The sequence below is a fragment of the Streptomyces sp. NPDC031479 genome, assembly GCF_055581065.1.
Genome location: NZ_JBVIKC010000015.1, coordinates 155,488 through 182,239 on the forward strand (window position 1 = coordinate 155,488; position 26,752 = coordinate 182,239).

At 74.1% G+C, this 26,752-nt stretch carries 19 protein-coding genes; 12 read left to right on the forward strand and 7 right to left on the reverse strand.

The features are described from left to right. Positions 1-41 precede the first annotated feature (41 nt). Positions 42-1,421: an MFS transporter gene (locus tag ACZ5D2_RS19230; RefSeq protein ID WP_371677355.1), complete on the reverse strand. Its 1,380-nt coding sequence runs from the start codon at positions 1,419-1,421 to the stop codon at positions 42-44. A 25-nt stretch (positions 1,422-1,446) separates the two neighbouring features. Beyond that, complete coding sequence (locus ACZ5D2_RS19235; protein ID WP_030239287.1) at positions 1,447-1,884, reverse strand: MarR family winged helix-turn-helix transcriptional regulator; 438 nt, start codon at positions 1,882-1,884, stop codon at positions 1,447-1,449. A 119-nt stretch (positions 1,885-2,003) separates the two neighbouring features. Here ACZ5D2_RS19235 and ACZ5D2_RS19240 point away from each other — a divergent pair, with 119 nt between their 5' ends. Next, complete coding sequence (locus ACZ5D2_RS19240; RefSeq protein ID WP_030239290.1) at positions 2,004-2,186, forward strand: ribbon-helix-helix protein, CopG family; 183 nt, start codon at positions 2,004-2,006, stop codon at positions 2,184-2,186. A gap of 26 nt (positions 2,187-2,212) precedes the next feature. On the opposite strand, the gene ACZ5D2_RS19245 is transcribed toward ACZ5D2_RS19240, so the two are convergent. Further along, positions 2,213-3,640 (reverse strand): NCS2 family permease, encoded by a 1,428-nt coding sequence (locus ACZ5D2_RS19245; protein ID WP_371677354.1) that lies wholly within the window; start codon positions 3,638-3,640, stop codon positions 2,213-2,215. A gap of 139 nt (positions 3,641-3,779) precedes the next feature. Between ACZ5D2_RS19245 and ACZ5D2_RS19250 the strand changes: the two genes are divergently transcribed. Then, positions 3,780-4,112 carry a DUF2530 domain-containing protein gene (locus ACZ5D2_RS19250; protein WP_371677353.1) on the forward strand — a complete coding sequence of 111 codons (333 nt, stop codon included), beginning with the start codon at positions 3,780-3,782 and terminating at the stop codon, positions 4,110-4,112. Between the two features lie 142 nt (positions 4,113-4,254). After that, entirely contained in the window at positions 4,255-6,714 is a 2,460-nt protein-coding gene (locus tag ACZ5D2_RS19255; RefSeq protein ID WP_371677352.1) for an HAD-IC family P-type ATPase, read from the forward strand. Positions 6,715-6,726: 12 nt separating this feature from the next. Here the strand turns inward: ACZ5D2_RS19255 and ACZ5D2_RS19260 are convergent, their stop codons facing one another. The 3 genes from ACZ5D2_RS19260 to serC form a co-directional block, all read right to left on the reverse strand. Continuing rightward, positions 6,727-9,810 (reverse strand): sacsin N-terminal ATP-binding-like domain-containing protein, encoded by a 3,084-nt coding sequence (locus ACZ5D2_RS19260; RefSeq protein ID WP_468930693.1) that lies wholly within the window; start codon positions 9,808-9,810, stop codon positions 6,727-6,729. Positions 9,811-9,921: 111 nt separating this feature from the next. Next, positions 9,922-10,131, reverse strand: coding sequence for a hypothetical protein (locus ACZ5D2_RS19265; RefSeq protein WP_468930630.1), 210 nt, complete (start codon positions 10,129-10,131; stop codon positions 9,922-9,924). Between the two features lie 111 nt (positions 10,132-10,242). Then, a complete protein-coding gene (gene serC / locus ACZ5D2_RS19270; RefSeq protein WP_371677351.1) occupies positions 10,243-11,361 on the reverse strand; it encodes a phosphoserine transaminase in 1,119 nt (372 codons plus the stop codon). 85 nt (positions 11,362-11,446) lie between these two features. Between serC and ACZ5D2_RS19275 the strand changes: the two genes are divergently transcribed. The 4 genes from ACZ5D2_RS19275 (at position 11,447) to ACZ5D2_RS19290 (ending at position 17,141) form a co-directional block, all read left to right on the forward strand. Beyond that, positions 11,447-14,173 carry an FAD-binding and (Fe-S)-binding domain-containing protein gene (locus ACZ5D2_RS19275; RefSeq protein ID WP_468930634.1) on the forward strand — a complete coding sequence of 909 codons (2,727 nt, stop codon included), beginning with the start codon at positions 11,447-11,449 and terminating at the stop codon, positions 14,171-14,173. A 78-nt stretch (positions 14,174-14,251) separates the two neighbouring features. Further along, on the forward strand, positions 14,252-15,271 hold the full coding sequence (locus tag ACZ5D2_RS19280; protein WP_371677349.1) for an EamA family transporter: 1,020 nt from the start codon (positions 14,252-14,254) through the stop codon (positions 15,269-15,271). A gap of 99 nt (positions 15,272-15,370) precedes the next feature. After that, the gene (locus tag ACZ5D2_RS19285) at positions 15,371-16,354 is read left to right on the forward strand and encodes a GlxA family transcriptional regulator (protein WP_371677348.1); all 984 of its coding nucleotides are present in this window, start codon (positions 15,371-15,373) and stop codon (positions 16,352-16,354) included. A gap of 199 nt (positions 16,355-16,553) precedes the next feature. Then, complete coding sequence (locus tag ACZ5D2_RS19290) at positions 16,554-17,141, forward strand: isochorismatase family protein (protein ID WP_371677347.1); 588 nt, start codon at positions 16,554-16,556, stop codon at positions 17,139-17,141. 12 nt (positions 17,142-17,153) lie between these two features. On the opposite strand, the gene ACZ5D2_RS19295 is transcribed toward ACZ5D2_RS19290, so the two are convergent. Continuing rightward, positions 17,154-18,788 carry an alpha/beta fold hydrolase gene (locus tag ACZ5D2_RS19295; RefSeq protein WP_371677346.1) on the reverse strand — a complete coding sequence of 545 codons (1,635 nt, stop codon included), beginning with the start codon at positions 18,786-18,788 and terminating at the stop codon, positions 17,154-17,156. A gap of 320 nt (positions 18,789-19,108) precedes the next feature. On the opposite strand from ACZ5D2_RS19295, the gene ACZ5D2_RS19300 reads away from it, so the two are divergent. From ACZ5D2_RS19300 to ACZ5D2_RS19320, 5 genes are all read left to right on the forward strand, one after another. After that, on the forward strand, positions 19,109-19,909 hold the full coding sequence (locus ACZ5D2_RS19300; protein ID WP_468930640.1) for a TIGR03084 family metal-binding protein: 801 nt from the start codon (positions 19,109-19,111) through the stop codon (positions 19,907-19,909). Between the two features lie 68 nt (positions 19,910-19,977). Continuing rightward, on the forward strand, positions 19,978-21,780 hold the full coding sequence (locus ACZ5D2_RS19305; RefSeq protein WP_468930696.1) for an acyclic terpene utilization AtuA family protein: 1,803 nt from the start codon (positions 19,978-19,980) through the stop codon (positions 21,778-21,780). Beyond that, the gene (locus ACZ5D2_RS19310) at positions 21,777-23,375 is read left to right on the forward strand and encodes an acyl-CoA carboxylase subunit beta (RefSeq protein WP_266840813.1); all 1,599 of its coding nucleotides are present in this window, start codon (positions 21,777-21,779) and stop codon (positions 23,373-23,375) included. The genes ACZ5D2_RS19305 and ACZ5D2_RS19310 overlap by 4 nt, the downstream gene beginning before the upstream one ends. A gap of 8 nt (positions 23,376-23,383) precedes the next feature. Continuing rightward, positions 23,384-25,285, forward strand: a complete 1,902-nt coding sequence (locus ACZ5D2_RS19315) for an acetyl/propionyl/methylcrotonyl-CoA carboxylase subunit alpha (protein WP_468930645.1) — start codon at positions 23,384-23,386, stop codon at positions 25,283-25,285. After that, complete coding sequence (locus tag ACZ5D2_RS19320; protein WP_371677343.1) at positions 25,282-26,442, forward strand: acyl-CoA dehydrogenase family protein; 1,161 nt, start codon at positions 25,282-25,284, stop codon at positions 26,440-26,442. The genes ACZ5D2_RS19315 and ACZ5D2_RS19320 overlap by 4 nt, the downstream gene beginning before the upstream one ends. Positions 26,443-26,752: the final 310 nt, after the last annotated feature.

The window sequence follows — 26,752 nt, forward strand, 5'->3', positions numbered from 1 at the left end:
CCCCCGACCGGGCCCCGGCCGGGCCCCGGCCGGGGGAAGGGCTACGCCGCCTTGACCAGTGCGCGGGCGCGGTCGGTGCGGGCGGCGGGGACGAAGGCGATCCCGTGGCGGTTCACGCTCAGGCGGAGGTTGCCGACCCGGGAGAGGACCACCGCGACGCCGAGCGCCGCCGCGAGGGAGACCAGGCCGCCGGCGGCCATGCCGAGGCGGGCTCCGTAGGTGTCGGTGATCCACCCCACGAGCGGCGCCCCGACCGGGGTGCCGCCGGTGAAGACCATCATGAACAGCGCCATGACCCGCCCCCGCATCTCGGGGTCGGTGGCCATCTGGACGCTGGAGTTGGCCACCACGTTCACGGTCAGGCCGAACATCCCGACGGGCACCAGCAGCGCCGAGAACAGCCAGAAGGACGGTGCGATCGCCGTCACCAGCAGCAGGGCGGAGAAGAGGACCGCGGCCGTCACCAGCACCCGCAGCCGGGCCTGGCCCCGGCGCGCGGCCAGCAGGGCGCCGACCAGGGAGCCCGCCGCGATCAGGGTGTTGAACAGTCCGTACGTGTCGGCGTCGCCGTGGAAGACGTCGCCGACGAAGGCCGACAGCCAGATCGGGAAGTTGAACCCGAAGGTGCCGATGAAGCCGACCAGCACGATGGGCCACACCAGCTCCGGCCGGCCCGCGACGTACCGCAGGCCCTCCCGCAGCTGTCCCTTCGCGCGCGGCTGCGGTGTGACGGGGTGCAGTTCGCGCGTCCGCATCATCAGCAGGCCCGCGATGGGCGCCGCGAAGGACAGCCCGTTCAGCAGGAAGGCCCAGCCGGAGCCGACGGCGGTGATGAGCACGCCGGCGATCGCCGGGCCGACCAGCCGCGCGGACTGGAAGTTGGCGGAGTTCAGGCTGACCGCGTTGGCGACCTGCGCGGGACCGACCATCTCGGAGACGAACGTCTGCCGGGCCGGGTTGTCGAGGACGGTGACCAGGCCGAGCAGGAAGGCCGCGAGGTAGACGTGCCAGACCTGGACGTGTCCGGCCAGGGTGAGGACGGCGAGCGCGATGCCGGTCAGACCCATGGCGCCCTGGGTGGCCAGGAGCAGCGGCCGCTTGGGCAGCCGGTCGGCGAGGACGCCCCCGTAGAGGCCGAACACGAGCATCGGCAGGAACTGCAGGGCGATGGTGATGCCGACCGCGGAGGCCGAGCCGGTCAGGGAGAGGACCAGCCAGTCCTGGGCGATGCGCTGCATCCAGGTGCCCGTGTTCGAGACTGCCTGGCCGGCCGCGAAGAGCCGGTAGTTGCGGATCCGCAGCGAGCTGAACATCCCCCGGCCGGCGCCGGGAGGCGTTCCCGGGTTCCTGCCCGGGGGGACTGCGTTGGAGGGGGTGGATGTGTGGCCGGGTGCGGAGTCTGCTCCGGTTCCCGTACTCAAAAGCGTTCGCCTCCTGGCGTCGTTCCTATAGGTGCGCGAGCTTCTCCAGGACGGGTGCGGCCTCGCGGAGCTTGGCCCATTCGTCCTCGGTGAGCTCGGCCGCGAGCCCGGCCAGGAAGGCGTTGCGCTTGCGACGGCTCTCTTCGAGCATCGCCTCGGCCTCCTCGGTCTGGCTGACCACCTTCTGGCGGCGGTCCTCGGGGTGCGGCTCCAGCCTGACCAGTCCCTTGGCCTCCAGCAGGGCGACGATGCGCGTCATCGACGGGGGCTGGACGTGCTCGCGCCGGGCCAGCTCACCGGGGGTGGCCTGGCCGCAGCGGGCGAGGGTGCCGAGGACCGACATCTCGGTCGGGCTCAGCGATTCGTCGACGCGCTGGTGCTTCAGGCGCCGGCCCAGCCGCATGACGGCGGAGCGGAGGTCGTTCACGGCGGCAGCGTCGTCGCCATGGGAGAGGTCAGGCATGTACTTAGAATAACTCATTACTTTTCCTAAGGAACACCGGGTGGGGGTCGTCACTCGTACGGGTGAGTCGGCGGCGGAAAGTGACACGCGTCCACGCCGTCTGGCCCGACCCTTTCGGCATGGGGACACATGTGCTGAGCGTGCGCATAGACGGGGAGCTGCTGGAGCGGCTCCGGAACCATGCCGCCAAACGCGGAATGAGCGTCCAGGACTATGTCGTCCGGACGCTCATTCGCGATGACTTCGACGAGCGGTTCAAGACCGCGGTCGACGAGACGGAGAAGTTCTACGGTCTGACCTGACCTGACCGCCCGCGGTGAAGGGGCGGCTACGTGAGGCCGAGGGCCGGCATCGCGTAGTAGAAGGCGAACACCGCCGAGACGACGTACATCGCCGCCGGGACCTCGCGACCCCGGCCGGTCGCCAGGCGCAGCACGCTGAAGCTGATGAAGCTGATGCCGATGCCGTTGGTGATCGAGTAGGTGAACGCCATCATCACCATGGCCAGGAAGGCCGGGACGGCGATGGTGAAGTCGTTCCAGTCGATGTCCCTGACCGAGCCGGCCAGGATCAGGAAGCCGACCGCCACGAGGGCGGGGGTGGCGGCCTGCGAGGGCACCATGGTGGCCAGCGGGGTCAGGAAGAGCGAGACGGTGAAGAGGCCGCCGGTCACGATGTTCGCCAGACCGGTGCGGGCGCCCTCGCCGACGCCCGCGGTGGACTCCACGAAGCAGGTGGTGGCCGAGGAGGAGGTCGCGCCGCCGGCGGCGACGGCCAGGCCGTCCACCAGCAGGACCCGGTTGATGCCGGGGAAGGTGCCGTCCGGCTTCGTCAGCTTGGCCTCGTCGCCGACGCCGAGGATCGTGCCCATCGCGTCGAAGAAGCAGGACAGCAGCACGGTGAAGACGAAGAGCACGCCGGTCAGCACGCCGACCTTGCCGAAGCCGCCGAACAGGCTGACCTGGCCGACGAGGCCGAAGTCGGGCGCGGCCACCGGGTTGCCGGGCCACTGCGGCACGGTCAGGCCCCAGGCCAGGTCCGGCAGGTCGGCGACCGCCTGTACGGCGACGGCGATCAAGGTCATGACCACGATGGAGATCAGGATCGCGCCGGGCGTCTTGCGGATCAGCAGGGCGAGCGTGAGCAGGACCCCGGCCACGAAGATCAGGACCGGCCAGCCGTGCAGGTGGCCGTTGCTCCCGAGCTGGAGCGGGACCGTGGTGTGCGCGGCGTCCGGGATGCGGGTGACGAAGCCGGAGTCGACCAGGCCGATCAGCATGATGAACAGGCCGATGCCGATCGCGATGCCCTTGCGCAGCCCCAGCGGGACCGCGTTCATGACCCGCTCGCGCAGGCCGGTGGCGACCAGCAGCATCACCACGAAGCCCGCCAGGACCACCATGCCCATGGCGTCGGGCCAGCTCATCCGCGGGGCGAGCTGGAGGGCGACGACGGTGTTGACGCCGAGGCCGGCCGCGAGGGCGATCGGGACGTTGCCGATCACGCCCATGAGGAGGGTGGTGAAGGCCGCCGTCAGCACGGTGGCCGTGACGAGCTGGCCGCTGTCGAGCTGGTGGCCGTACATGTCCTTCGCGCTGCCCAGGATGATCGGGTTCAGCACGATGATGTAGGCCATCGCGAAGAAGGTCGCGAAGCCGCCCCGGAACTCCCGGGCCACGGTCGAACCGCGCTCCGAGATCTTGAAGTAGCGGTCGAGGCTGGTGGTGGGGGCCGCGGCGGGTGCCGAGGTGCTCATGCGGTCCTCAAACGGGTTGATTGGGTGGTTCATACGAACGAAACCGGCCGTAGGCAAACCGTTTCAGTATGAACACATGAACGAGAGGCAGTCCATCTCCGCGCGTAGACCCCAAATCCGGCCACCTAGACTGGTCCCCATGGCGAAGTGGACTGCTCAGCACGAGGCGCCCGAGCCCCTTGAGGGCCCGGTGGTCGCCACCATCACCGGCGGCACGATCCTCTGGTTCGCCATGTTCCTCGTCCAGCTGCCCTTCTACGGGTGGTTCTCGGACCGGGACCTGCTGTGGTGGGTGTGGACCTGCGCGGCCGGCGGCGGGCTCGGTCTCATCGGCATCTGGTACGTCCGGGGCCGCGACGCCGCCCTCAAGCGCCACGCCGCCGAGCAGGCGGCCGCTGCTGCCGCCCGGGGCGCCGGAGCGGACCCCGCGTCCCCCGGCACGCCCGGTGGTGCGCCCGGCTCCGAGGGCTAGGGCCCGGACGCCGGCCCCGGCCTCCACCCCGACCCCGACCCCGACCCCGACCCCGACCAAGGGACGATTCCACTCATCCTGAAGTCGGATCTTCCGACTTCTCGGCGGGTGAACCGTCCCGGCGCCCTTTACCGTCGAAAGCATGACGCAGCGGGCGAAGATCGACCATGACGGGCCGGAGCGCTCCGGCGCCGGCCCCGCCATCGACGCGGGAGCGGAGCTGGATCCCGTCCACCCGGTGAAGCCCCCCGCCCCCCGCTTCAAGCCGGGCGGCCTCCTCACCGCCGAGGTAGCCGAGCGGGTCGCCCGCGGCGACGTCAACGACGTGCCCGTCCGCTCCTCCCGCTCCACGGCCGAGATCGTCCGCGCCAACGTCTTCACCCGCTTCAACGCCATCATCGGCGTCCTCTGGGTGATCATGCTCATCGTCGCGCCCATCCAGGACAGCCTCTTCGGTTTCGTGATCGTCGCGAACACCGGCATCGGCATCATCCAGGAAATGCGCGCCAAGAAGACCCTCGACGGGCTGGCCGTCATCGGCGAGGCCAAACCGAGCGTCCGCCGGGACGGCGCCACGGCGGAGATCTCCACCTCCGAGATCGTCCTCGACGACGTCATCGAACTCGGCCCCGGCGACAAGGTCGTCGTCGACGGGACCGTCGGCGAGGCCGACGGACTGGAGATCGACGAGTCCCTGCTCACCGGCGAGGCCGACCCCGTCCTCAAGAAGCCCGGCGACCAGGTCATGTCCGGGTCCTTCGTCGTCGCCGGGGGCGGCGCCTTCACCGCCACCAAGGTCGGCCGCGAGGCCTACGCCGCCCAGCTGGCCGAAGAGGCCTCCCGCTTCACCCTCGTCCACTCCGAGCTGCGCAGCGGCATCTCCACCATCCTCAAGTACGTCACCTGGATGATGATCCCGACCTCGATCGGCCTGATCGTCAGCCAGCTCGTCGTCAAGCAGAACAACGTCAAGGACGCCATCGCCCGCACCGTCGGCGGCATCGTCCCGATGATTCCCGAGGGGCTCGTCCTCCTCACCTCCGTCGCCTTCGCCGTCGGCGTCATCCGGCTCGGCCGCAAGCAGTGCCTCGTCCAGGAGCTCCCCGCCATCGAGGGCCTCGCCCGCGTCGACGTCGTCTGCCTCGACAAGACCGGCACCCTCACCGAGGGCGGCATGGACGTCACCGAGCTGCGCCCCCTGGGCGGCGCGGACCAGGCCTACGTCAGGAAGGTGCTGGGCGCCCTCGGCGAGTCCGACCCGCGCCCCAACGCCAGCCTCCAGGCCATCATCGACGCCTACCCCGACAGCGCCGAGTGGCGCTGCACCGAGTCCCTGCCCTTCTCCTCCGCCCGCAAGTACAGCGGCGCCAGCTTCAGCGAGGGCGACGGCGAGAACAACACCTGGCTGCTCGGCGCCCCCGACGTGCTGCTGCCCGCCGGGGACCCGGCGTTGGAGGAGATCGAGGGCCTCAACGAGCAGGGCCTGCGGGTCCTCCTGCTGGCCCGCTCGGCCCGCGAGCTCGACGACGCCGCCGTGGCCACCGGCAGCAGACCCACCGCCCTCGTCGTCCTGGAACAGCGGCTGCGCCCCGACGCCGCCGACACCCTGCGCTACTTCGCGGACCAGGAGGTCAAGGCCAAGGTCATCTCCGGCGACAACGCCGTCTCCGTGGGCGCCGTCGCCGGGAAGCTCGGGCTGCCGGGCGCCCAGAACACCGTCGACGCCCGCAAGCTGCCCGCCGAACGCGAGGGGATGGCCGCCGTCCTCGACGAGAACGCCGTCTTCGGCCGCGTCAGCCCGCAGCAGAAGCGGGAGATGGTCGCCGCCCTCCAGTCCAGGGGCCACACGGTCGCCATGACCGGCGACGGGGTCAACGACGTCCTCGCCCTCAAGGACGCCGACATCGGCGTCTCGATGGGCTCGGGCTCGGAGGCCACCCGCGCCGTCGCGCAGATCGTCCTCCTCAACAACAGCTTCTCCACCCTCCCCTCGGTGGTCGCCGAGGGGCGCCGCGTCATCGGCAACATCACGCGCGTCGCGACCCTCTTCCTCACCAAGACGGTCTACTCGGTCCTCCTCGCCGTCCTGGTGGTCTGCTCCCAGGTCGAGTACCCCTTCCTGCCCCGCCACCTGACCCTGCTGTCCACGCTCACCATCGGCATCCCCGCCTTCTTCCTGGCCCTGGCGCCGAACACGGAACGCGCGAAGCCGAACTTCGTGAAGCGGGTCATGCGGTACGCGATCCCCGGCGGGGTGATCGCGGCCGTCGCCACCTTCGTCACCTACCTGATCGCCCGCGCCCACTACAGCGGCCCGGACGCCCTCCAGGCCGAGACCAGCGCGGCGACGCTGACCCTGTTCCTCACCTCGATGTGGGTGCTGGCGATCATCGCCCGCCCGTACACCTGGTGGCGGGTGGCGCTGGTCGGCGCGATGGGCGGGGCCTTCCTGATCGTCCTCGTCGTGCCGTGGCTCCAGGAGTTCTTCCAGCTCAAGCTGGTGGGCGTCACGATGCCGTGGATCGCGGTGGCGATCGCGGCGGCCGCGGCCGCCCTGATCGAGTTCACCTTCCGGTGGGTGGGCCGCAGGTTCCCGGCCTGACGGGGCCGCCCGTCAGTCGAACCACCGGTCGCGGGCCAATTCCGCCGTGCGGGACGGGTCCTCCAGGAGGGCCGCCACCTCGAAGCGGCGGGGCCACTGGCCCGCGGACCAGGCGAGGCCGGCCGCCACGCCCTCCAGCGTGGCCGCGTGGAGGGTGCCGTCCGGGGTGCGGCGCCAGTCCAGTTCCGTGCCGCCGGCGATCAGTTCCTCGTGCTCGACGTACGTCGGCGGCGTGGCCGGGCCCAGGAGGATCCGTACGGCCTCCGGTACCTCGTGCTCCTCGCCCGGGGTGGTCACCTCCGCCGGGACGGTGTCCGAGAGGCGGCGCACCTGGAGGAGCTCCGCCAGGTCGGCCGCGCGGGCCGGGGCGACCGGCAGGAGCGGCAGGCCCCCGGCGAGGGGGAGCAGGTCCGGGGCGTCGGCGACGAGGGCGTCGGCCGCGTCCACCACGACCACCTCCCCGTCGACCACCGCCCGCAGCTCGTCGGGGAGGGTGACCTGCTCGGGATCCAGATCGGCCAGGGCCCCGTAGAGGCCGTGCAGCTGGCGGCCGGTCACCTCGCGGTCCGGGTCGGCGAGGCGGGACAGGAGCTCGGCGGCGCCGCCGGGCTCGTCCAGGAGCGCGGTGACCGTGGTGCGCACGCCGAGGGCGCGCAGGACCTGCTCGTCCTCGAAGCCGGCGGCGTCGGCCGGGGTGTAGAGCCCTTCCAGGAGCGGGTCGCCGCCGGCGGCGCGCAGTCCGGCGGGGCGGCGGCCGTCGAGCACGGGGTGGTCGCGCAGCCACCAGGCGGTGTACGGGCGCACGGACTGCGTGGTGCCGTCCGGGAGCAGGATCCGCACCGGCTGGGTCAGGGCGTCGCGCAGCGGGGGCTGCGCGAGCATCGCCAGGGCCCGGGGCCAGTGGTCGTCATCGACGAGGTCCAGGTCGCGCACGGCGATCAGCTCGGTGGCCACCGGGGGCACCGGGGTCTCGGGCAGCTGGTCGAGGAGGTCCTCGCACCACACGTCGACCGCGTCGAGCAGCCCCGCGTCGTCCGGTTCGGCGAAGTCCCCGTCGCGGGGCTCCAGCTCGTCCGGGTCCAGGACCACGTCGGTGGCGCGGACCAGCTGGAACGCGGTCAGCACGCCGCAGGCGGCCAGTACGTCGGCGTCCCAGCGCTCGGCGAGGTCGGCGTCCAGGTACGGGATCTCGTCCTCGCGCAGTACGGAGGCCAGCGGGCTGCCGGCGAGGAGGAGTTCACCGGCCGGGGTCGGTTCGCCGTCCTCGTCGGGCAGGGCCAGCGCGCCCAGCCAGGGCTCGTCGCCGGGGGCCAGGGCGGAGTCGCGGACCAGGGTGAGGACCACCTCGGCCAGTTCCTCGGCGTCCAGGGCGTCGGCGTCCTCGTCCCAGATCTCGCCCGCGTCCAGCGAGCCCGCCACGGCGGCCCGGACCTGCGGGGTCGTCAGGACGGCGCGCGCGGTGGCGGGGAGGGCGCCGAGCTTCTCCAGCAGCGGGTGCGCGGCGTCCGGGTGGGCCACCTTCAGCCCCAGGCGGGCCAGCGACGCGGGGGTGTCGGCGTAGGGCAGCAGGACGTGGCGCGGGCCGATCGTGGTGCGGCCGTCGGCGAGGGGGACGGGCAGCCCGGACAGCCGGTCGGGGTCCACCCCGGCCAGGGTGTCGTACAGGCGGTGCCACCAGTCCGGGGTGCGCTCGATGCCGGCGATCCGCTCGATGGCGTCGCCGAGCGGCAGCCGGCCCACGCCCAGGGTGCGCAGCTCGGGGCGCCGCTCCAGGCCGGCGGGGAGCAGGGTCGGGAGCACCTCGGCGAGGACCCGTACGGTGTCGGCGCCCGCGCCCTCGACGACCTCGGCCTCGAAGGGGCGCAGCCGGGTCAGCTCCTCGGAGGGGGCGGCCGGGGCGAGGAAGGCGGTGCGGGGCAGGCGCGTCAGGACGGCGGCGCGCAGGGCCCCGTCGAGTTCGCCCTTGCCGAGCGGGCCGGGCACCAGGTCGACCAGGCCGGTGCCCACCGGGTCCCAGGCGCCGAGGAGTTCGGCGTACGCGTCCGCCGCGCGCGCGACGAGGAAGTCGGTCAGCGGACCCGGCGCGGGGTGGCGGCGGGAGGTGTCCAGCGGCAGGGAGGCGATGAGCAGGGCGGGGATGCCGAGGGGTTCGTCGGTGGGGGTCGGCGCGTGGACGACGGGGGCGGTACGGGGGCGTTCGGGCGCGCCGTCGGGGTCCACGGGCACGGCCCAGGTGACGGTCCAGACGGGCCGCAGCCGCTCCTCCACGGGCCGGTCGGCGAGGAGTTCCCGCTCGATGGGGCCGCTGTGGCGGACGGTGCGCCAGCGGTGGGTGCCGGAGGCGGAGTCCTCGATGACGGTGTACGGGCCCTCGGTGCGCCGGTACAGGGTGCGGGCGCCGTCGGCCGGGGTCTCGACGACGATCTCGCGCAGTCCGGGCAGGGTCAGGAGCAGGGCGTCGTCGACGCCCGACAGCAGCCGCTGTGCGAGGTCCTCGGCGGCGCTGTCGCGCAGCGGGAGGACGACGACGGTGTCGTAGCCCTCGGGGGCGGTGCCCTCGGCGGGCAGCGGCAGGCGCAGCAGGGGGACGTGTCCGTCGCGGCGCCGCAGTTCGTCGCCGAGTCCGGGGCTGAACGCGGAGGCCTCGCGGGCCATTTCGCGGGCTTCGGCCAGCGACCAGCGCACGCCCCCGTGGCGGCCGAGGACGGCCGGTTCGTCGGAGACGGCGAGGACGGCGGCGAAGCCGACGCCGAAGCGGCCGACGGAGTCCCGGGCCTCCTCGCGCTTGGCGGAGGCGCGCAGGGTGCTGAGGGATTCCACGCCCGTCGCGTCCAGCGGGGCGCCGGTGTTGGCGGCGGCGAGCACGGCCGGGCCGTGCGGGCCGGCGGCGTGCAGGGTCAGCCGCAGCCGGCCGGGGACCCGGGCGCGGGCCGCGGCGTCGGCGGCGTTCTGGGCCAGCTCGACGACGAGCCGGTCGCGGTAGCCACCGAGCGCCAGGTCCTCCTCGGCGTTGGCGTCCTCGCGGAAGCGGGCCGGGCCCGAGCCCCACGCGTCGAGCACCGAGCGCCGCAGCCGGGCCGTGCTGAAAGGGTCCATGCCGCTCTGGGCCGCCGTCACTCGCACGTTCACGCCGCTGCCTCCAAGATGTGCTGGGCCTGGGAACCTCCTGCCCGGACGCCTTGAAGGTATCGCGTGCGGGGACGCCCCCTACGCCGTGCCCGTCAGGTGGGCGAACACGGCGACGGCGCATTCCCGGTGGCGGTCGTCGGTGAACCGGGGGCGGCCCCGGCCGCGGCCGTTCGCGGTCGCGGTGGTGGCAGCGGCGGCGGGGGACCGGCCGGTGTTCACGGAGCCCCCGGGTATCCGGTGCCCGGCCGGGCGCGGCGGCTCGACGGCCGGGTGGGCGTGCGGTGTCACGGGGCGCCCGCGCCACCCCGCCCCGAGAGCCCCGCCCCGCGAACGCCGGAGCCCCCGGCGACACGTGGTCGCCGGGGGCTCCGGATGCCGGTCAGATCCGGCCGCGCCGGGTCAGAGCTGCTCGATCACGTAGTCGATGCACGCGGTCAGCGCCTGCACGTCCGCCGGGTCGACCGCCGGGTACATGGCGATGCGCAGCTGGTTGCGGCCGAGCTTGCGGTACGGCTCGGTGTCCACGATGCCGTTGGCGCGCAGCACCTTCGAGATCGCCGCCGCGTCGATGTCGTCCGAGAAGTCGATCGTTCCCATGACGGCCGAACGCTTGTCGGCGTCCTGCACGAACGGGCTCGCGTACTTCGAGGCCTCGGCCCAGCCGTACAGGTTGCGCGCACTGGCCGCCGTACGGCCCGTCGTGAACTCCAGGCCGCCCTGGGAGTTCATCCACCGCAGCTGCTCGTCCATCAGGAACAGGGTGGACAGCGCCGGGGTGTTGTACGTCTGGTTCTTCAGCGAGTTGTCGATCGCCGTCGGCAGCGAGAAGAACTCCGGGATGTGCCGGCCGGAGGCGTGCACGCGGGCGGCACGCTCCAGGGCGGCGGGGGAGAACGCCGCCAGCCACAGGCCGCCCTCGGAGGCGAAGGCCTTCTGCGGGGCGAAGTAGTAGACGTCGGTCTCGGTGATGTCCACCGGAAGTCCGCCGGCGCCGGAGGTCGCGTCCACCAGGACGAGCGAACCGGTGTCGGCGCCCGCGACGCGCTTGATCGGCGCCGCCACGCCCGTCGAGGTCTCGTTGTGCGTGTACGCGTACGCGTCCACGCCCGCCTCGGCGACCGGCTCGGGGTGCGAGCCCGGCTCGGAGGAGATCACCGACGGCTCGTCCAGCCACGGCGCGAGCTTCGCGGCCTTGGCGAACTTCGAGGAGAACTCGCCGAAGGTGAGGTGCTGCGACTTCCGCTCGATGAGACCGGCGGTCGCGATGTCCCAGAAGGCGGTGGAGCCGCCGTTGCCCAGGATCACCTCGTAGCCCTCGGGGAGGGAGAAGAGGTCCCGGAGTCCCTGGCGCACCGAACCGACCAGGTTCTTGACCGGAGCCTGGCGGTGGGATGTTCCGATCAGGGAGGTACCGGTGGCGGCGAGGGCGTCCAGCGCCTCGGTCCGCACCTTGGAGGGGCCCGCGCCGAAGCGTCCGTCGGCGGGCTTGATGTCAGCGGGAATCTGGATCTCGGCCACGAGCGGAGCGTATCGGGTCCCCGACCGGCTGTCGGAGGCGCGTCCACCCGATGAGACGCACCCGCGCGGTGGCAGGCTGGGCGCCGTGACGTCACCCGGGGAACTCGAACGGACATTGCGGGCGAACCTGCGCGGGGAGGTGGACTTCGGAGCCGCCGCGCGGGCGTTGACGACGATGGACGCCTCCAACTACCGGCGCGTCCCCATCGGTGTCGTCGCCCCGCGCGACGCCGACGACGTGGCCGCCGCCCTCGCCCTGTGCGCGGAGGCCGGCGTGCCCGTCGTACCGCGCGGCGGCGGCACCTCCATCGCCGGACAGGCCACCGGCACGGGCGTCGTCCTCGACCTCACCCGGCACATGGACGCGCTGCTCGCCGTCGACCCGGCCGCCCGGACCGCCGTCGTCCAGCCCGGACTGGTCCTCGACCGGCTGCGCGACGCCGTCCGCCCCCACGGGCTGACCTTCGGACCCGACCCCTCCACCCACTCCCGCTGCACCCTCGGCGGGATGATCGGCAACAACGCCTGCGGCGCCCACTCGGTGGCCTGGGGCACCACCGCCGACAACGTCGCCGAGCTCTCCGTCACCGCCTACGGGGGCACCGCGCACCGCCTCGCGCGCGGCTGGGCGGGCGCCCCGGCGGGCCTGCGGGAGCTCGTCGAGGGGAACCTCGCGGTGCTGCGCACGGGCATGGCCGGCGGCTTCTCCCGCCGGATCTCCGGCTACGGCGGGCTGGACGCGCTGCTGCCCGAGCGGGGCACCGGCCTCGCCCGTGCCTTCTGCGGCAGCGAGGGCACCCTGGGCGTGGTCACCGAGGCGGTGGTCCGGCTGGTGGAACTCCCGGCCGCGCCCGTGCTCGTCGTCCTCGGCTACGCCGACGAGGGCGCGGCGGCGGACGCGGCCGCCGGGCTGCTGCCCCACCGGCCGCTCACCGTCGAGGGCATGGCCGAGGACCTGGTCCGCGGCCCCGCCGGGCTCCCCCGGGGCGGCGCCTGGCTGTTCGTGGAGATGCCCGACGAGGGGGCCGCCCGCACCCTGCTGCGCGGCGCCGACGCCCTGGACGCGGCGCTCGTCACCGACCCGGCCGGGCAGCGGGCCCTGTGGCGGCTGCGCGAGGACGCGGCCGGCACGGCGACGCGGATGCCGGACGGCACCATGGCCTGGCCGGGCTGGGAGGACTGCGCGGTGCCGCCCGCGCGGCTGGGGCCGTACCTGAGGGAGTTCCGGTCGCTGCTGGCGGCGCACGGGCTGCGCGGCACCCCGTACGGGCACTTCGGGGAGGGCTGCGTCCACGTCCGGATCGACTTCGACCTGGTCACCCGGGAGGGCGTGGCCCGCTTCCGGACCTTCTCCGAGGAGCTCGCCGACCTGGTCGTGGCCCACGGCGGGTCCCTCTCGGGGGAGCACGGCGACGGCCAGGCGCGGGCGGAGCTGCTGCCGCGCATGTACGGGCCCGGGGTCATCGCGCTCTTCGCGGCGTACAAGGACGTGTGGGACCCGGCCGGCGGGATGAACCCCGGGATCCTGGTCCGCCCGGCCCGCCTCGACGAGAACCTCCGCTTCGCGGTGCTGCCCCGGACCCCCTTCGCCGGGGAGGTGGCCACCTGCGTCGGCGTCGCGAAGTGCCGCTCCACGGAGGTCGGCGGGGCAGGGGTGATGTGCCCCTCGTACCGGGCCACCGGCGAGGAGCGGCACTCCACGCGCGGCCGGGCCCGGCTGCTGCACGAGATGCTGGCCGGGGAGACGATCACCGGCGGGTGGCGCTCGCCGGAGGTCGCCGAGGCCCTCGACCTGTGCCTGGGCTGCAAGGGCTGCCGCAGCGACTGCCCGGTCGGCGTGGACGTCGCCGCGTACAAGGCGGAGTTCCTGCACCGCCACTGGGCGGGCCGGCTGCGGCCCGCCTCCCACTACCTGCTGGGCGGCCTGCCGGACTGGCTCCGCATGATCACCGCCCTGCGCGCGACCCGGGCCGCGAACGCGGCCGCCCGCCGGATCCCGCTGCCGGGGCTGGCCCGGGAGCGGGCCCTGCCGCCGCTGGCGCCGGTGCCGTTCACCCGGTGGTGGCGCGGGCGGACGGCGGTGACGGCCGGGGAGCGGGCTGCCGGGGAGCAGGCCGTGACGGTGACGCTGTGGCCCGACACCTTCTCGGAGTACCTGGCCCCCGAGGCCGGCCGCGCGGCGGTACGGGTCCTGGAGGCCGCGGGCCTCGCCGTCGCCGTTCCCGCCCGCCGGGTGTGCTGCGGGCTGACGTACCTCTCCACCGGCCGCCTGGACCGGGCCCGTACGGTGCTGCGCCGCACCCTGGACGCCGTCGGGGAGGTACGGGGGCCCGTGCTGGTCCTCGAACCCAGCTGCGCGGCCGCCCTGCGCACCGACCTCCCGGCCCTGCTCCCCGACGACCCCCGGGCGCACCGGCTCGCGGCGGCCGTGCGCACCTTCGCGGAGACGCTGGAGGAGTACGCCCCGCACTGGAGCCCGCCCCGGCTGGACCGGCCCGTGGCCGGCCAGACCCACTGCCACCAGCACGCCGTCCTCGGCGACGCCGCCGACCGGCGGCTGCGCGGGCGCGCCGGGCTGAGCGGGGAGCTCAGCGGGGGCTGCTGCGGGCTCGCGGGCAACTTCGGCTTCGAACCCGGCCACCACGCCGTCTCGGTGGCGTGCGCGGAGGAACAGCTGCTGCCGTCCCTGCGGGCGGCCGCCCCGGGCACGGCCGTCCTCGCCGACGGCTTCTCCTGCCGCACCCAGATCGCGCAGCTGTCCGACGGCCACCGGGCCCGCCACCTGGCGGAACTCCTGGCGGAGGCGCTGTGAGGGGACGCACTGTGAAAACCGCGTGACCGTAAGGCAAAACACGGAGTTACGGTCCTTACATACCCTTAGTCTGGATTCATGCCCGCACCATCCTCGTCCCCGACGACCACCACCAGCACCGGCGCCGCCAGTACCAGCACCGCCGGCGCCGCCCCGGCCCCCGCCGCCCCGGCCCCCGCCGCGTCGGCCCCCGCCGCGTCGGCCCCGGCCTCGGCCTCGGCCTCGGCCCGGAACCGGTTCGGCCCGGTCGCCCTGGTGGTCTCGGCCGGTGTCTCGGTGCAGTTCGGCGCGGCGCTCGCGGTCACGCTGATGCCGCAGGTGGGCGCCGCGGGCGTGGTCACCCTGCGCCTCGCCGCGGCCGCGCTGGTGCTGCTGGTGCTGTGCCGGCCGAAGCTGCGTGGCTACACCCGCTCGGACTGGGGCACGGTCCTCGCCTTCGGCGTGGCCATGGCGGGCATGAACGGCCTCTTCTACCAGTCCATCGACCGCATCCCGCTCGGCCCGGCCGTGACCCTGGAGGTCCTCGGCCCGCTGGCCCTCTCGGTGATCGTCTCCCGCCGCCTGGTGAACCTGCTGTGGGCGGGCCTCGCCCTCGCCGGCGTCGTCCTGCTGTCCGGGCACGGCGGAGGCGGCTTCGGCTTCGGCTCCCTCGACCCGGCCGGCGCGGCCTTCGCGGTCGGTGCGGGCGTGATGTGGGCCGCGTACATCGTCTTCAGCGCCCGCACCGGCCGCCGTTTCCCGCAGGCCGACGGCCTCGCCCTGGCGATGGCGGTGGCTGCCGTCATCTCACTGCCGCTGGGCGTCGCACAGGCGGGTTCCGCCCTGCTCGTGCCGAGCACCCTCGCCCTCGGGCTGGGCGTGGCGGTGCTGTCCTCCGTACTCCCGTACACGCTGGAACTGCTCGCCCTGCGCCGGCTGGCCGCCCCGACCTTCGCGATCCTGATGAGCCTGGAGCCGGCCATCGCGGCGAGCGCCGGGCTGCTGGTGCTGGGGCAGGAGATGTCGGTGCTCGACGGAGTCGCGATCGCCCTGGTGATCGCCGCCAGCATGGGCGCGGTGCGTTCCCAGATCGGCAGGAAGGCACGCGCGGCGCTGTAGGCGGACCGCGATGTGCGGGCCCCTCGCCGGCCGGCTCGTGTCCGGATGTGACAGGGAGCCGTCATTGCGGCCGTCCGGCGGCCCCGTGACCATGGACGCATGTCCCCTTCCCACCGCGTCGTCATCGCGGTCTTCCCGGACGTCGACCTGCTCGACGTCACCGGCCCGGCCGAGGTGTTCGCCCTGGCCAACCGGGAGAGCGGGGGCCGCGCGGGCTACGAGGTCCGGCTCGCGGCTCCCGGCGCCGGCCAGGTGCGAACGGCGGCCGGGGTGCGTCTGGTCGCCGATCTGACCTTCGACGAGGTCGGGGCCGCCGTGGACACCCTGCTGGTGCCCGGCGCCGTGCGGACGGGCCCGGACGGGCCGGTGGCCCGGGTCGACGAGCACGTCGTCGAGTGGGTGAGGGCCACCGCGCCGCACGCCCGCAGGATCGCCTCCGTCTGCGTGGGCGCGCACCTGCTCGCCGCGGCCGGGCTGCTGGACGGCCGCCGGGCGACCACGCACTGGTCGACCGCCGCCCAGCTCGCGGCCGAGCACCCGCGGGTACGGGTCGACGCCGACCCGATCTTCGTCCGGTCCGGCCGGGTGTGGACCGGGGCCGGCATCAGCACCTGCATGGACCTCGCGCTCGCGCTGGTCGCCGAGGACCACGGCGAGGAGCTGGCGCTCGCGGTGGCCCGGCAGCTGGTGATGTACCTGCGCAGACAGGGTGGCCAGAGCCAGTTCAGCGTGCCGCTGAGCCGGCCCGCGGCGGCCCGCAGGGACATCGACGAGCTGCGCCTGTTCATCACCGAGCACCTCGACGGTGAACTGTCGGCGGCCGCGCTGGCTGGGCGGATGTGCCTGAGCGAACGGCACTTCGCCCGGGTGTTCCGGCAGGAGACCGGCACGAGTCCGGCCGCCTACGTGGAGGCCGCCCGGGTCGAGGCGGCCCGCAGGCTGCTGGAGAGCACCGACGAGCCGCTGGAGCGGGTCGCGGCGGCCACCGGGATGGGCTCGGTGGAAACGCTGCACCGCGCCTTCCGCAAGCAGCTCGACATCACCCCGGCGTCCTACCGGCGCCGCTTCCGCACCGCTTCCTGACCACCCCCGCACCGCGTCCGCACGCCCTCGTACCGCGTCCGGCCCTCGTACCGCGTCCGCACCCCTCGTACCGCGTCCGGCCCTCGTACCGCGCGCACGCCCCGTACCGCTTCCGCACACCGCTTCGCGACCTTCCCGATCCCCGGCGCGCGGGCCCCGTGGCCCCGCCGTGCCTCCTCACCGAAAGGAACACCCCACCATGACCGCCTCCGTGAGCCTGCGCGACGTCATCGGCCTCGACAGCACGCCGCCCCGCCTGGCCGAGAGCACCCTGGTCCTGATCGACTTCCAGAACACCTACCGCGGCGGCGTCATGGCCCTCGACGGCGCCGGGGCGGCCCTGGCCGCCGGGGCCCGGCTGCTCGCCGCCGCCCGTGCGGCCGGCACGCCGGTCGTCCACGTCGCCGACGCCGGCTACGACCTCGCGTCCGAGGCCGGCTCCATCAGCGCCGAGGTGGCGCCCGCGGACGGCGAGCCGGTTGTGGTCAAGCAGGTGCCGAACGCCTTCCACGCCACCGACCTGGAGAAGGTCCTGCGCGACCTGGGCGCCGGCCCCGACCTGGTGCTGGCCGGGTTCATGACGCACATGTGCGTCGCCTTCACCGCCCAGGGCGCCTTCAACCTGGGCTACCGGCCCACCGTCGTCGCCGAGGCGACCGCCACCCGCTCGCTGGCCGCGCCCGACGGCACGGTCCTTCCCGCCGCCGCCCTCCAGGCGGCGGCCCTGACCACCATCGCCGATGTCTTCGGCGTCGTCGTCCCCACCGTCGCCGACCTCGCTCCCTGACCTGTACGGGGGTCAGGACAGGGGCAGGTCCAGGAAGGACGGGGTGGGCTCGGGGGAGGTGAAGGCGAGGGTGGCGCGGGGGAGGTTGGCGTCCCCGTAGAAGGGGTCGCGGGCGGCCAGCACCAGCATCACGCGGTGGCCGGGCGGGACGTCGTAGGCCGTGGCCTGGAGGGAGATGTCCGCGCCGATCAGGCTGTCCGGGGCCGAGTGGAGGTCGCTGAACGGGGCGTGCGTGACCAGGTGCGCGGAGCCGTCGGGCGCCAGGTCCATCAGGTACGCCACGAACGTCGACCCGGGGTTCGCGGCGCGGTACGTCACCCGGAGCCGGGGAGTGCCGCGCAGCCGGGCGGTCTCCGGGACCGGCGGGGACGTCCAGACGGCGGCCACCGTACGGTCGACGGCGTCGGCCCGGTAGACCGCGGGCAGGCCGGCCAGTTCCGCGGATCCGGAGCGCACGACCTCGTCGGCGACCCGCACCCGGGTCTCCACCCCGCACACCACCCCGGCCGTCCAGCCCGGCTCAGGCGCTTCGGCGAGCTCCCCGCCGCCGGTGAGGTGCAGGCGACGGGTGCGGCGGGTGAGGGAGTTCCAGGTGGGGTGGCGTTCCAGGGCACGGGTCCACATCACCTCGCCGAGGACCTGTCCCTCGTCGGCGATGCCGTTGTCGACCTCTCGGAGGTGGTGGTCGAACCACCGGTGGGCATCGGTCCAGATCCGGTTCGGCAGGCCGAGCAGGCCGGTCGTCTCGCGGCCTGCGTGGTCGCCGACGGAGGCGTCGAGCCTCTTGGGGCCGGTGAGTTCGCCGAACAGCTTCAGGGTCTGGTTGGCGGGGAAGAGGGTCTCGTGCCACGCCAGGGAGAGGAAGACCGGTACTCGGCGGCGGTTGATCTCCTTGAGGTGGGTGAAGGGCGAGCGCTCCCGCGCCCACCGCAGGTTCTCCTCAGGGTCCCGGCCGGCCAGGACGTTCTCCAGCACCCGCTCGGTTCGCCGGCCCAGCCGGGCGCGGGCCGCCGCGGCGTACAGGGCCTGGACGGCGGAGGCGCGGGCGGTGGAGTTCTCGTAGAGGACCTCCCCGAGGTCGCCCCAGGCGCCGAGCGCCGCGACCGCGTCCACCCGGGTGTCGTGCGCGGCGGCGAGCAGGGCGATGCCCGAGCCGTAGGAGTGGCCCAGGAAGCCGATCCGGGTGACCGGCCCGGCCGTGCGCTCCAGCAGGTGGTCCAGGGCGTGCCCGGCGTCGGCGACGTCGAGCGGCCCGGCGGCGTCCACGTGGCCCTCCGAGGCGGCGAACCCGCGGGCGCTGTAGGCGAGGACGTCGTAGCCGCGCGCCGCGAAGAGGCTCGCCTGCACGGCGTACGTGACCCAGCCCTGGTCCGTCCACGAGGCGGGTACCACCACCACCGGACGCGGCCCGGGTCCGGTGTGCCGCCAGAGCGCGGCGTCGAGCAGGTCCCCGCCCGCGCCGGCCACCTTGCCCCGGCTGAAGACGGCGACGGCCCGGACGGCCGCCACCTCGGCGGCGCGGGCGGGCGGCAGCCCGGCGGGATCGCCGCTCTCCAGGGCGGCGGCGAAGGCGCCGAGGGCCGTCACGTCGAGTTCGGGATGGAGCGGCAGGGATGCTGGGTTCAGCGGTAGGGATGCCGGGTTCAAGGCGTTCATCCTCTTCGTCGATGGGCGTGGACGTGTTCGGATGCGGCTGCGCGAGCGGGCGGCGGAACCTTCAGTATCGGCGCGCCGGACGGCGCTGTCCGGGGGCTTCCCGGCGGACGGCCGAAAGCCTCCCCGGCCGGGTGCGGGGGCGGCCGGGGGAGCGGGCGGGTGGCGCGGTCAATGCGCCAACTCGGTCTCACCCGAACGGGTTTGGGGGTGGTGGCGGGAACCGGACGGGCGCTGCAAAAATCATGCAAGCATGCTTGATTGTTTAAACGGAGGCTGCCAGGCTTCCCCTCACGCCGAGAGGGGAGCACACCGTGCCCGATCCGTCCGCCGTCGCCGTCTTCACCGATCTACGGGAGGAGAGCGGGGAACTAGACGCCCTCGTGGGGGAGTTGCCCGCGTCCGGCTGGGCCGCTCCCACCCCCGCGAGCGGCTGGACCATCGCCCACCAGATCGCCCACCTGCACTGGACCGACCAGGCCGCGCTGCTCGCCCTCACCGACCCCGACGCCTTCGCGCTCAGGGTCGAAGAGGCCCTGAAGGCCCCCGACTCCTTCGTCGACGAGGGCGCCGAGGAAGGGGCCCGGCTGGCCCCCGCCGACCTCCTCGCCCGCTGGCGCGAGGGCCGCCGCGCGCTCGACGCGGCCCTCACCGCCGCCTCGCCCGACGCCCGCTTCCCCTGGTACGGGCCCCCGATGAAGGCCGCCTCCATGGCCAGCGCCCGCCTGATGGAGACCTGGGCGCACGGCCAGGACGTCGCCGACGCCCTCGGGGTCCGCCGCACTCCCGGTGCCCGGCTGCGGCACGTCGCCCGGATCGGCGTACGGGCCCGCGCCTACGCCTACGCCGTGCGCGGACTGCCCGTGCCCGAAGCGGAGGTCCGGGTGGAACTCACCGCCCCGGCCGGCCGCGAGGTGTGGGCGTACGGACCCGCCGACGCCCCGCAGCGCGTCACCGGCCCCGCCCTGGACTTCTGCCTTCTGGTCACCCAGCGCGCCCACCGCGCCGACCTCGCCCTCACCGCCACCGGCCCCGACGCCGACCGCTGGCTCGACATCGCCCAGGCCTTCGCCGGCCCCGCCGGCTCCGGCCGCGCCCCGCGGGAAGACCGGTGAACCGCCGCCCGCTGCGCATCGGCAACGCCTCCGGCTTCTACGGGGACCGGCTCGGCGCCCTGCGCGAGATGCTGACCGGCGGCCCGCTGGACGTCCTGACCGGGGACTACCTGGCGGAGCTCACCATGCTGATCCTCGGCCGCGACCGCCTCAAGGACCCCGGCCGCGGCTACGCCAAGACCTTCCTGCGGCAGCTGGAGGACTGCCTGGGCCTCGCGCACGAGAAGGGCGTACGGATCGTCACGAACGCCGGCGGACTCCACCCGGCCGCCCTCGCCGACGCCGTACGGGAACTGGCGGCCAAGGCGGGCGTCCCCGTCGCCGTGGCCCACGTCGAGGGCGACGACCTCATGCCCTACGAGGAGGGCGCGCTCACCGCCAACGCCTACCTCGGCGGCGCCGGGATCACCGCCTGCCTGCGGGCGGGCGCGGACGTGGTGGTCACGGGCCGGGTCACCGACGCGGCCCTGGTCAGCGGGCCCGCCGCCTGGTGGTTCGACTGGGCGCCGGACGCGTACGACCGGCTGGCCGGGGCGGTGGTCGCCGGGCACGTCCTGGAGTGCGGCACCCAGGCCACCGGCGGCAACTACTCCTTCTTCACCGCCCACGACGTGCGCCGCCCCGGCTTCCCGCTCGCGGAGGTCTCCGAGGACGGCTCGGCCGTCATCACCAAGCACCCCGGCACCGGCGGGGCCGTCACCCCCGGGACCGTCACCGCCCAGCTCCTCTACGAGACCCAGGGCCCCCGCTACCTCGGCCCCGACGTCACCGCCCGCCTGGACACCGTCCGCCTCCACTCCGACGGCGCGGACCGGGTCCGGATCAGCGGCGTCCTCGGAGAGCCCCCGCCGCCGACCCTCAAGGTGGGCGTCACCCGCATCGGCGGCTGGCGCAACGAGGTCGTCTTCGTCCTGACCGGCCTCGACGTCGAGGCCAAGGCCGCCCTGGTGACCGAGCAGCTGGCCGGCCCGCTGGCCGGGGTGGAGTCCGCCGACTGGACCCTGGCCCGGACCGACCACGAGGACGCCGCCACCGAGGAGACCGCCAGCGCCCTGCTGCGGCTGGTGGTCCGCGACCCGTCCCCCGACCGGGTCGGGCGCGCCCTGACCTCGTCGGCGGTCGAACTGGCCCTCGGCAGCTACCCCGGCTTCCACGTCACGGCCCCGCCGGGACCGGCCCAGCCGTACGGGGTGTTCACCTCGGGGGCGGTCCCCGCCGCCCGGGTACCGCACACCGCGGTCCTCCCCGACGCCACCCGGGTACCCCTTCCGGCCCCGCCGGCGTGCGAGGCCCTTCCGGTCCTGCCGCCGTGCGAGGCCCTTCCGGCCCCGCCGGCGTTTGAGGCGCGGGGGTCCGGGGGCGGAGCCCCCGACGGGTCCGGGGCGGAGCCCCGGGACGGGGGCCCGGGGGCGCGGCCCCCGGTTCCGGGAAGGGGCGGGGCGGGGGAGAGCGCCGCAGGGCCGACCGCCCCGGCAGGGCCCGCAGGGCCACCGGCAGGGCCCGCCGCCCCCACCACCCGCGCCCCTCTGGGGGCACTGGCCGGAGCCCGCAGCGGCGACAAGGGCGGCGACGCCAACATCGGCGTCTGGGTCGGCGGCGACGCCGCCTGGGAGTGGCTGCGGGACACCCTCACCACCGAGCTGCTCCAGACCCTGCTCCCCGAGACCGCCGCCCTCCCCGTCACCCGGCACGAGCTGCCGAACCTCCGCGCCCTCAACTTCACCGTCCCCGGCCTCCTCGGCGCCGGGGTCGCCTCCGGGCACCGCTTCGACCCCCAGGCCAAGGCCCTCGGGGAGTGGCTGCGGGCCCGCCACCTGGACATCCCGACGCACCTCCTGCCGCCGCCCGCCCCGGAGGGGACCCGCCCATGACCCGTCTCGGCACCACCGTCGACCCCCGCTCCCCCGAGCACGCCCTGGCCCGTACCGAGGCCCTGGAACGGCTCGCCGCACTCGACGCCGAACACGCCAAGGCCCTGGCCGGCGGCGGCGAGAAGTACACCGCCCGCCACCGCGACCGCGGCAAGCTCCTGGCCCGCGAGCGCGTCGAACTGCTCCTCGACCCCGACACCCCCTTCCTGGAGCTGTCCCCGCTCGCGGGCTGGGGCAGCGACTACCCGGTCGGCGCCTCGATGGTCACCGGCATCGGCACCGTCGAGGGCGTCGAGTGCCTGATCACCGCCAACGACCCGACCGTGCGCGGCGGCGCCAGCAACCCGTGGACCCTCAAGAAGGCCCTGCGCGCCAACGAGATCGCCCGCCTCAACCGGCTGCCCTGCATCAGCCTCGTGGAGTCCGGCGGCGCCGACCTGCCCTCGCAGAAGGAGATCTTCATCCCGGGCGGGGCCGTCTTCCGCGACCTGACCAGGCTCTCCGCGGAGGGCGTCCCGACCGTCGCGGTCGTCTTCGGCAACTCCACCGCCGGCGGCGCCTACATCCCCGGCATGTCGGACCACACCGTCATGATCAAGGACCGTTCGAAGGTGTTCCTCGGCGGCCCGCCGCTGGTCAAGATGGCCACCGGCGAGGAGAGCGACGACGAGTCCCTCGGCGGCGCCGACATGCACGCCCGCGTCTCCGGCCTCGCCGACCACTACGCCCTCGACGAGTACGACGCCATCCGCCAGGCCCGCCGCATCGTGGCCCGCCTCAACCACCGCAAGCCGTACGCCGATCCGCCGCGGGCCGCCGAACCCCTCCACGACCCGGAGGAGCTGCTGGGCATCGTCCCGCCGGACCTGAAGACCCCCTTCGACCCCCGCGAGGTCATCGCGCGCATCGTCGACGCCTCCGACTTCGACGAGTTCAAGCCCCTGTACGGCACCAGTCTGGTCACCGGCTGGGCCACCCTGCACGGCTACCCGGTCGGCATCCTCGCCAACGCCCAGGGGGTGCTGTTCAGCGCCGAGTCGCAGAAGGCCGCCCAGTTCATCCAGCTCGCCAACCAGCGCGACATCCCGCTGCTCTTCCTCCACAACACCACCGGCTACATGGTCGGCAAGGAGTACGAGCAGGGCGGCATCGTCAAACACGGCTCGATGATGATCAACGCGGTCTCCAACTCCCGCGTCCCGCACCTGTCCGTCCTCATCGGCGCCAGTTACGGCGCCGGCCACTACGGCATGTGCGGACGCGCCTACGAGCCCCGCTTCCTCTTCGCCTGGCCCAGCGCCAAGTCGGCCGTCATGGGCCCCGCCCAGCTCGCCGGCGTGCTCTCGATCGTGTCCCGGCAGTCCGCCGCGGCCAAGGGGCTCCCCTACGACGAGGAACAGGACGCCGGGATGCGCGCCTTCGTCGAGGCCCAGATCGAATCCGAGTCCCTCCCCCTCTTCCTCTCCGGGCGGCTGTACGACGACGGGGTCATCGACCCGCGCGACACCCGCACCGTCCTCGGCCTGTGCCTCTCGGCCGTCCACAACGCCCCCGTCGAGGGCGTCCGTGGCGGCTTCGGCGTCTTCCGGATGTGAGCCCGCAGATGACCATCACCTCCCTCCTCGTCGCCAACCGGGGCGAGATCGCCGTCCGGATCTTCCGTACGGCCCGCACCCTGGGCCTGGCCACCGTCGCCGTCCACTCCGACCCCGACGCGGACGCCCTGCACGTCCGCGACGCCGACACGGCCGTCCGCCTGCCCGGCGCCGCCCCCGCCGACACCTACCTGCGCGCCGACCTGATCATCGAGGCCGCCCTCGCCGCGGGCGCCGACGCCGTCCACCCCGGCTACGGCTTCCTCTCCGAGAACGCCGGCTTCGCCCGGCAGGTCCGCGCGGCCGGCCTGACCTGGATCGGTCCGCCGCCGGAGGCCATCGAGGCCATGGCCTCCAAGACCCGGGCCAAGGAGCTGATGCGCGCCGCCGGAGTCCCCCTCCTCGACCCCGTCGACCCGGTCGGCGCCACCGTCGCGGACCTCCCCCTGCTCCTCAAGGCCGCGGCGGGCGGCGGAGGCCGCGGCATGCGCGTCGTACGCGACCTGGACTCCCTCAAGGAATCCCTCGACGCCGCGTCCGCCGAGGCCCTGTCGGCCTTCGGCGACGGCGAGGTCTTCGCCGAGCCCTACGTGGAACGCGGCCGCCACGTCGAGGTACAGGTCCTCGCCGACGCCCACGGGACCGTCTGGGCACTCGGCACCCGCGACTGCTCCCTCCAGCGCCGCCACCAGAAGGTCATCGAGGAGGCCCCCGCCCCCGGCCTGCCCGCCGCCCTGCGCGAGGCCCTGCACACCGCGGCCGTCGCCGCCGCCCGCGCCGTCTCCTACCGGGGAGCCGGCACCGTCGAGTTCCTCGTCACCGAGGACGGCCGCCCGTACTTCCTGGAGATGAACACCCGCCTCCAGGTCGAACACCCGGTCACCGAAGCCGTCTTCGGTCTCGACCTCGTCGCCCTCCAACTGCGCGTCGCCGAGGGAACGGCCCTGCCCGTGACGCCCCCGGAGCCCTCCGGCCACGCCGTGGAGGCCCGCCTCTACGCCGAGGACCCGGCTCGGGACTGGCGCCCGCAGACCGGGGTCCTGCACACCCTCGACTTCCCCGCCGGGGTCCGTGTCGACACCGGCTTCACCGCGGGCGACCCGGTCGGCGTCCACTACGACCCGATGCTGGCCAAGGTCGTCGCGCACGCGCCGACCCGCGCCGAGGCGGTCCGGATCCTCGCCCACGCCCTGGCAGGGGCCCGCATCCACGGCCTGACCACCAACCGCGAACTGCTCGTCGGGTCCCTGCGCCACCCGGAGTTCACCTCCGGCCGGATCGACACCGGCTTCTACGACCGCCACCTCGCCGCCCTCACCGAGAAGGCCCCCGACGCCACCCTGGCCGCCCTCGCCGCAGCCCTGGCCGACGCGGCCCCGGAGGCTGACGCCCCCCTGGCCTCCCGCCTGGGCGGCTGGCGCAACCTCCGCTCCCGGCCCCACGCCCGCCGCTACACCTCGGAGGGCATGGAGCACGAGGTCCAGTACCACCCCGTGAACCACCCCGGCGTCCGCGTCCTGGCCACCACGCCCACGCGCGTCACCCTCGAAGTCGACGGCGTGCGCCGCGTGTTCCACGTGAAACGTAAATCGAACACGGTCTACGTCGACTCTGCCCTCGGCGCCCACGCCCTCGTCCCCGTCCCCCGGTTCCCCGATCCCCAGGACCGCACCGAACCGGGCTCCCTGCTCGCGCCCATGCCCGGCACCGTCGTCCGCGTCGCCGAGGGCCTCGCCCCCGGCACCGCCGTCACCGCCGGGCAGCCCCTGCTCTGGCTGGAGGCCATGAAGATGGAGCACCGCATCCTCGCTCCGGCCTCCGGCACGCTCACCGCGCTCCACGCCGCCACCGGCCAACAGGTCGAGTTCGGCGCCCTGCTCGCCGTAGTCCAGGAGGAAACGCCACGATGAGCTCCACCCTCGAATCCAAGGAACACAAGGCCCTGCGCGCGGCGGTGGCCGCCCTCGGCCAGAAGTACGGCCGGGAGTACCTCGCCCGTATCGCCCGTGAGGGCGGCCACCCCGACGAGCTGTGGGCGGACGCCGCCCGGCTCGGTTACCTCGGCGTCAGCATCCCCGAGGAGTACGGCGGCGGGGGCGGCGGCATCGTCGAACTCTCCCTCGTCCTCGAAGAACTCGGCGCCGCGGGCTGCCCCCTCCTCATGATGGTCGTCTCACCCGCCATCTGCGGCACGGTCATCGCCCGCTTCGGCACCGACGCCCAGAAGCGGGCCTGGCTCCCCGGCCTCGCCGACGGCACCCGCACCATGGCCTTCGGCATCACCGAACCCGACGCCGGCTCCAACTCCCACCGCATCACCACCACGGCCCGCCGCGACGGCGACGAGTGGATCCTCACCGGCCGCAAGGTCTTCATCTCCGGCGTGGACATAGCCGACGCCACGCTGATCGTGGGCCGCACCGAGGACTCCCGCACCGGCAGCCTCAAACCCTGCCTCTTCATCGTCCCCCGCGACGCGCCCGGCTTCGGCCGCTCGGTCATCGACATGGAACTCCAGGCGGCGGAAAAGCAGTTCGAGCTCACCCTGGACGAAGTCCGCCTGCCGGCGGACGCCCTGGTCGGCGACGAGGACGCGGGCCTCCTGCAACTCTTCGCGGGCCTCAACCCCGAGCGGATCATGACGGCCGCCTTCGCCATCGGGATGGGCCGCCACGCCCTCTCCAAAGCGGTGGACTACGCCCGCACCCGCCAGGTCTGGAAGCAGCCCATCGGCGCCCACCAGGCCATCGCCCACCCCCTGGCGGCCGCCCACATCGACCTGGAACTGGCCCGCCTGATGATGCAGAAGGCCGCCCACCTCTACGACGCGGGCGACGACCTGGGCGCGGGCGAGGCCGCGAACATGGCCAAATACGCCGCCGCCGAAGCCTGCGTCAAGGCGGTCGACCAGTCCGTCCACACCCTGGGCGGCAACGGCCTCACCCGCGAGTACGGCCTGGCCTCCCTCATCACCGCGTCCCGCGTCTCCCGCATCGCCCCGGTCAGCCGGGAAATGATCCTCAACTTCGTCTCCCACCAGACCCTGGGCCTCCCCAAGTCCTACTGACCGCTCCACCAACCCGAACGAGCCGCGGCCCTGCCCGGGGCGGGCCCGACATGACCGGGCAGGGGACAACCTGGCCGAGCCGGAGTCGTTCTCACCAGGGCGGGCCGGAGCCGTATTGACCGGGCCGGCGTTGTTCTGGCCGAGCCGGGGTCGTTGTGTCCAGGCCGGGGTCACGCAGGCCGGGGGCGGGGACGGGGCGGGGTGTTGTCCGGGACGTAAAACGTGATTTGTTGGCGCGCGGTGCCGCCCGCACACTCGGACGCGGAGAGGGCGCCATAAATCATGCAGTCCCGGACGGCACCCGCCCCGA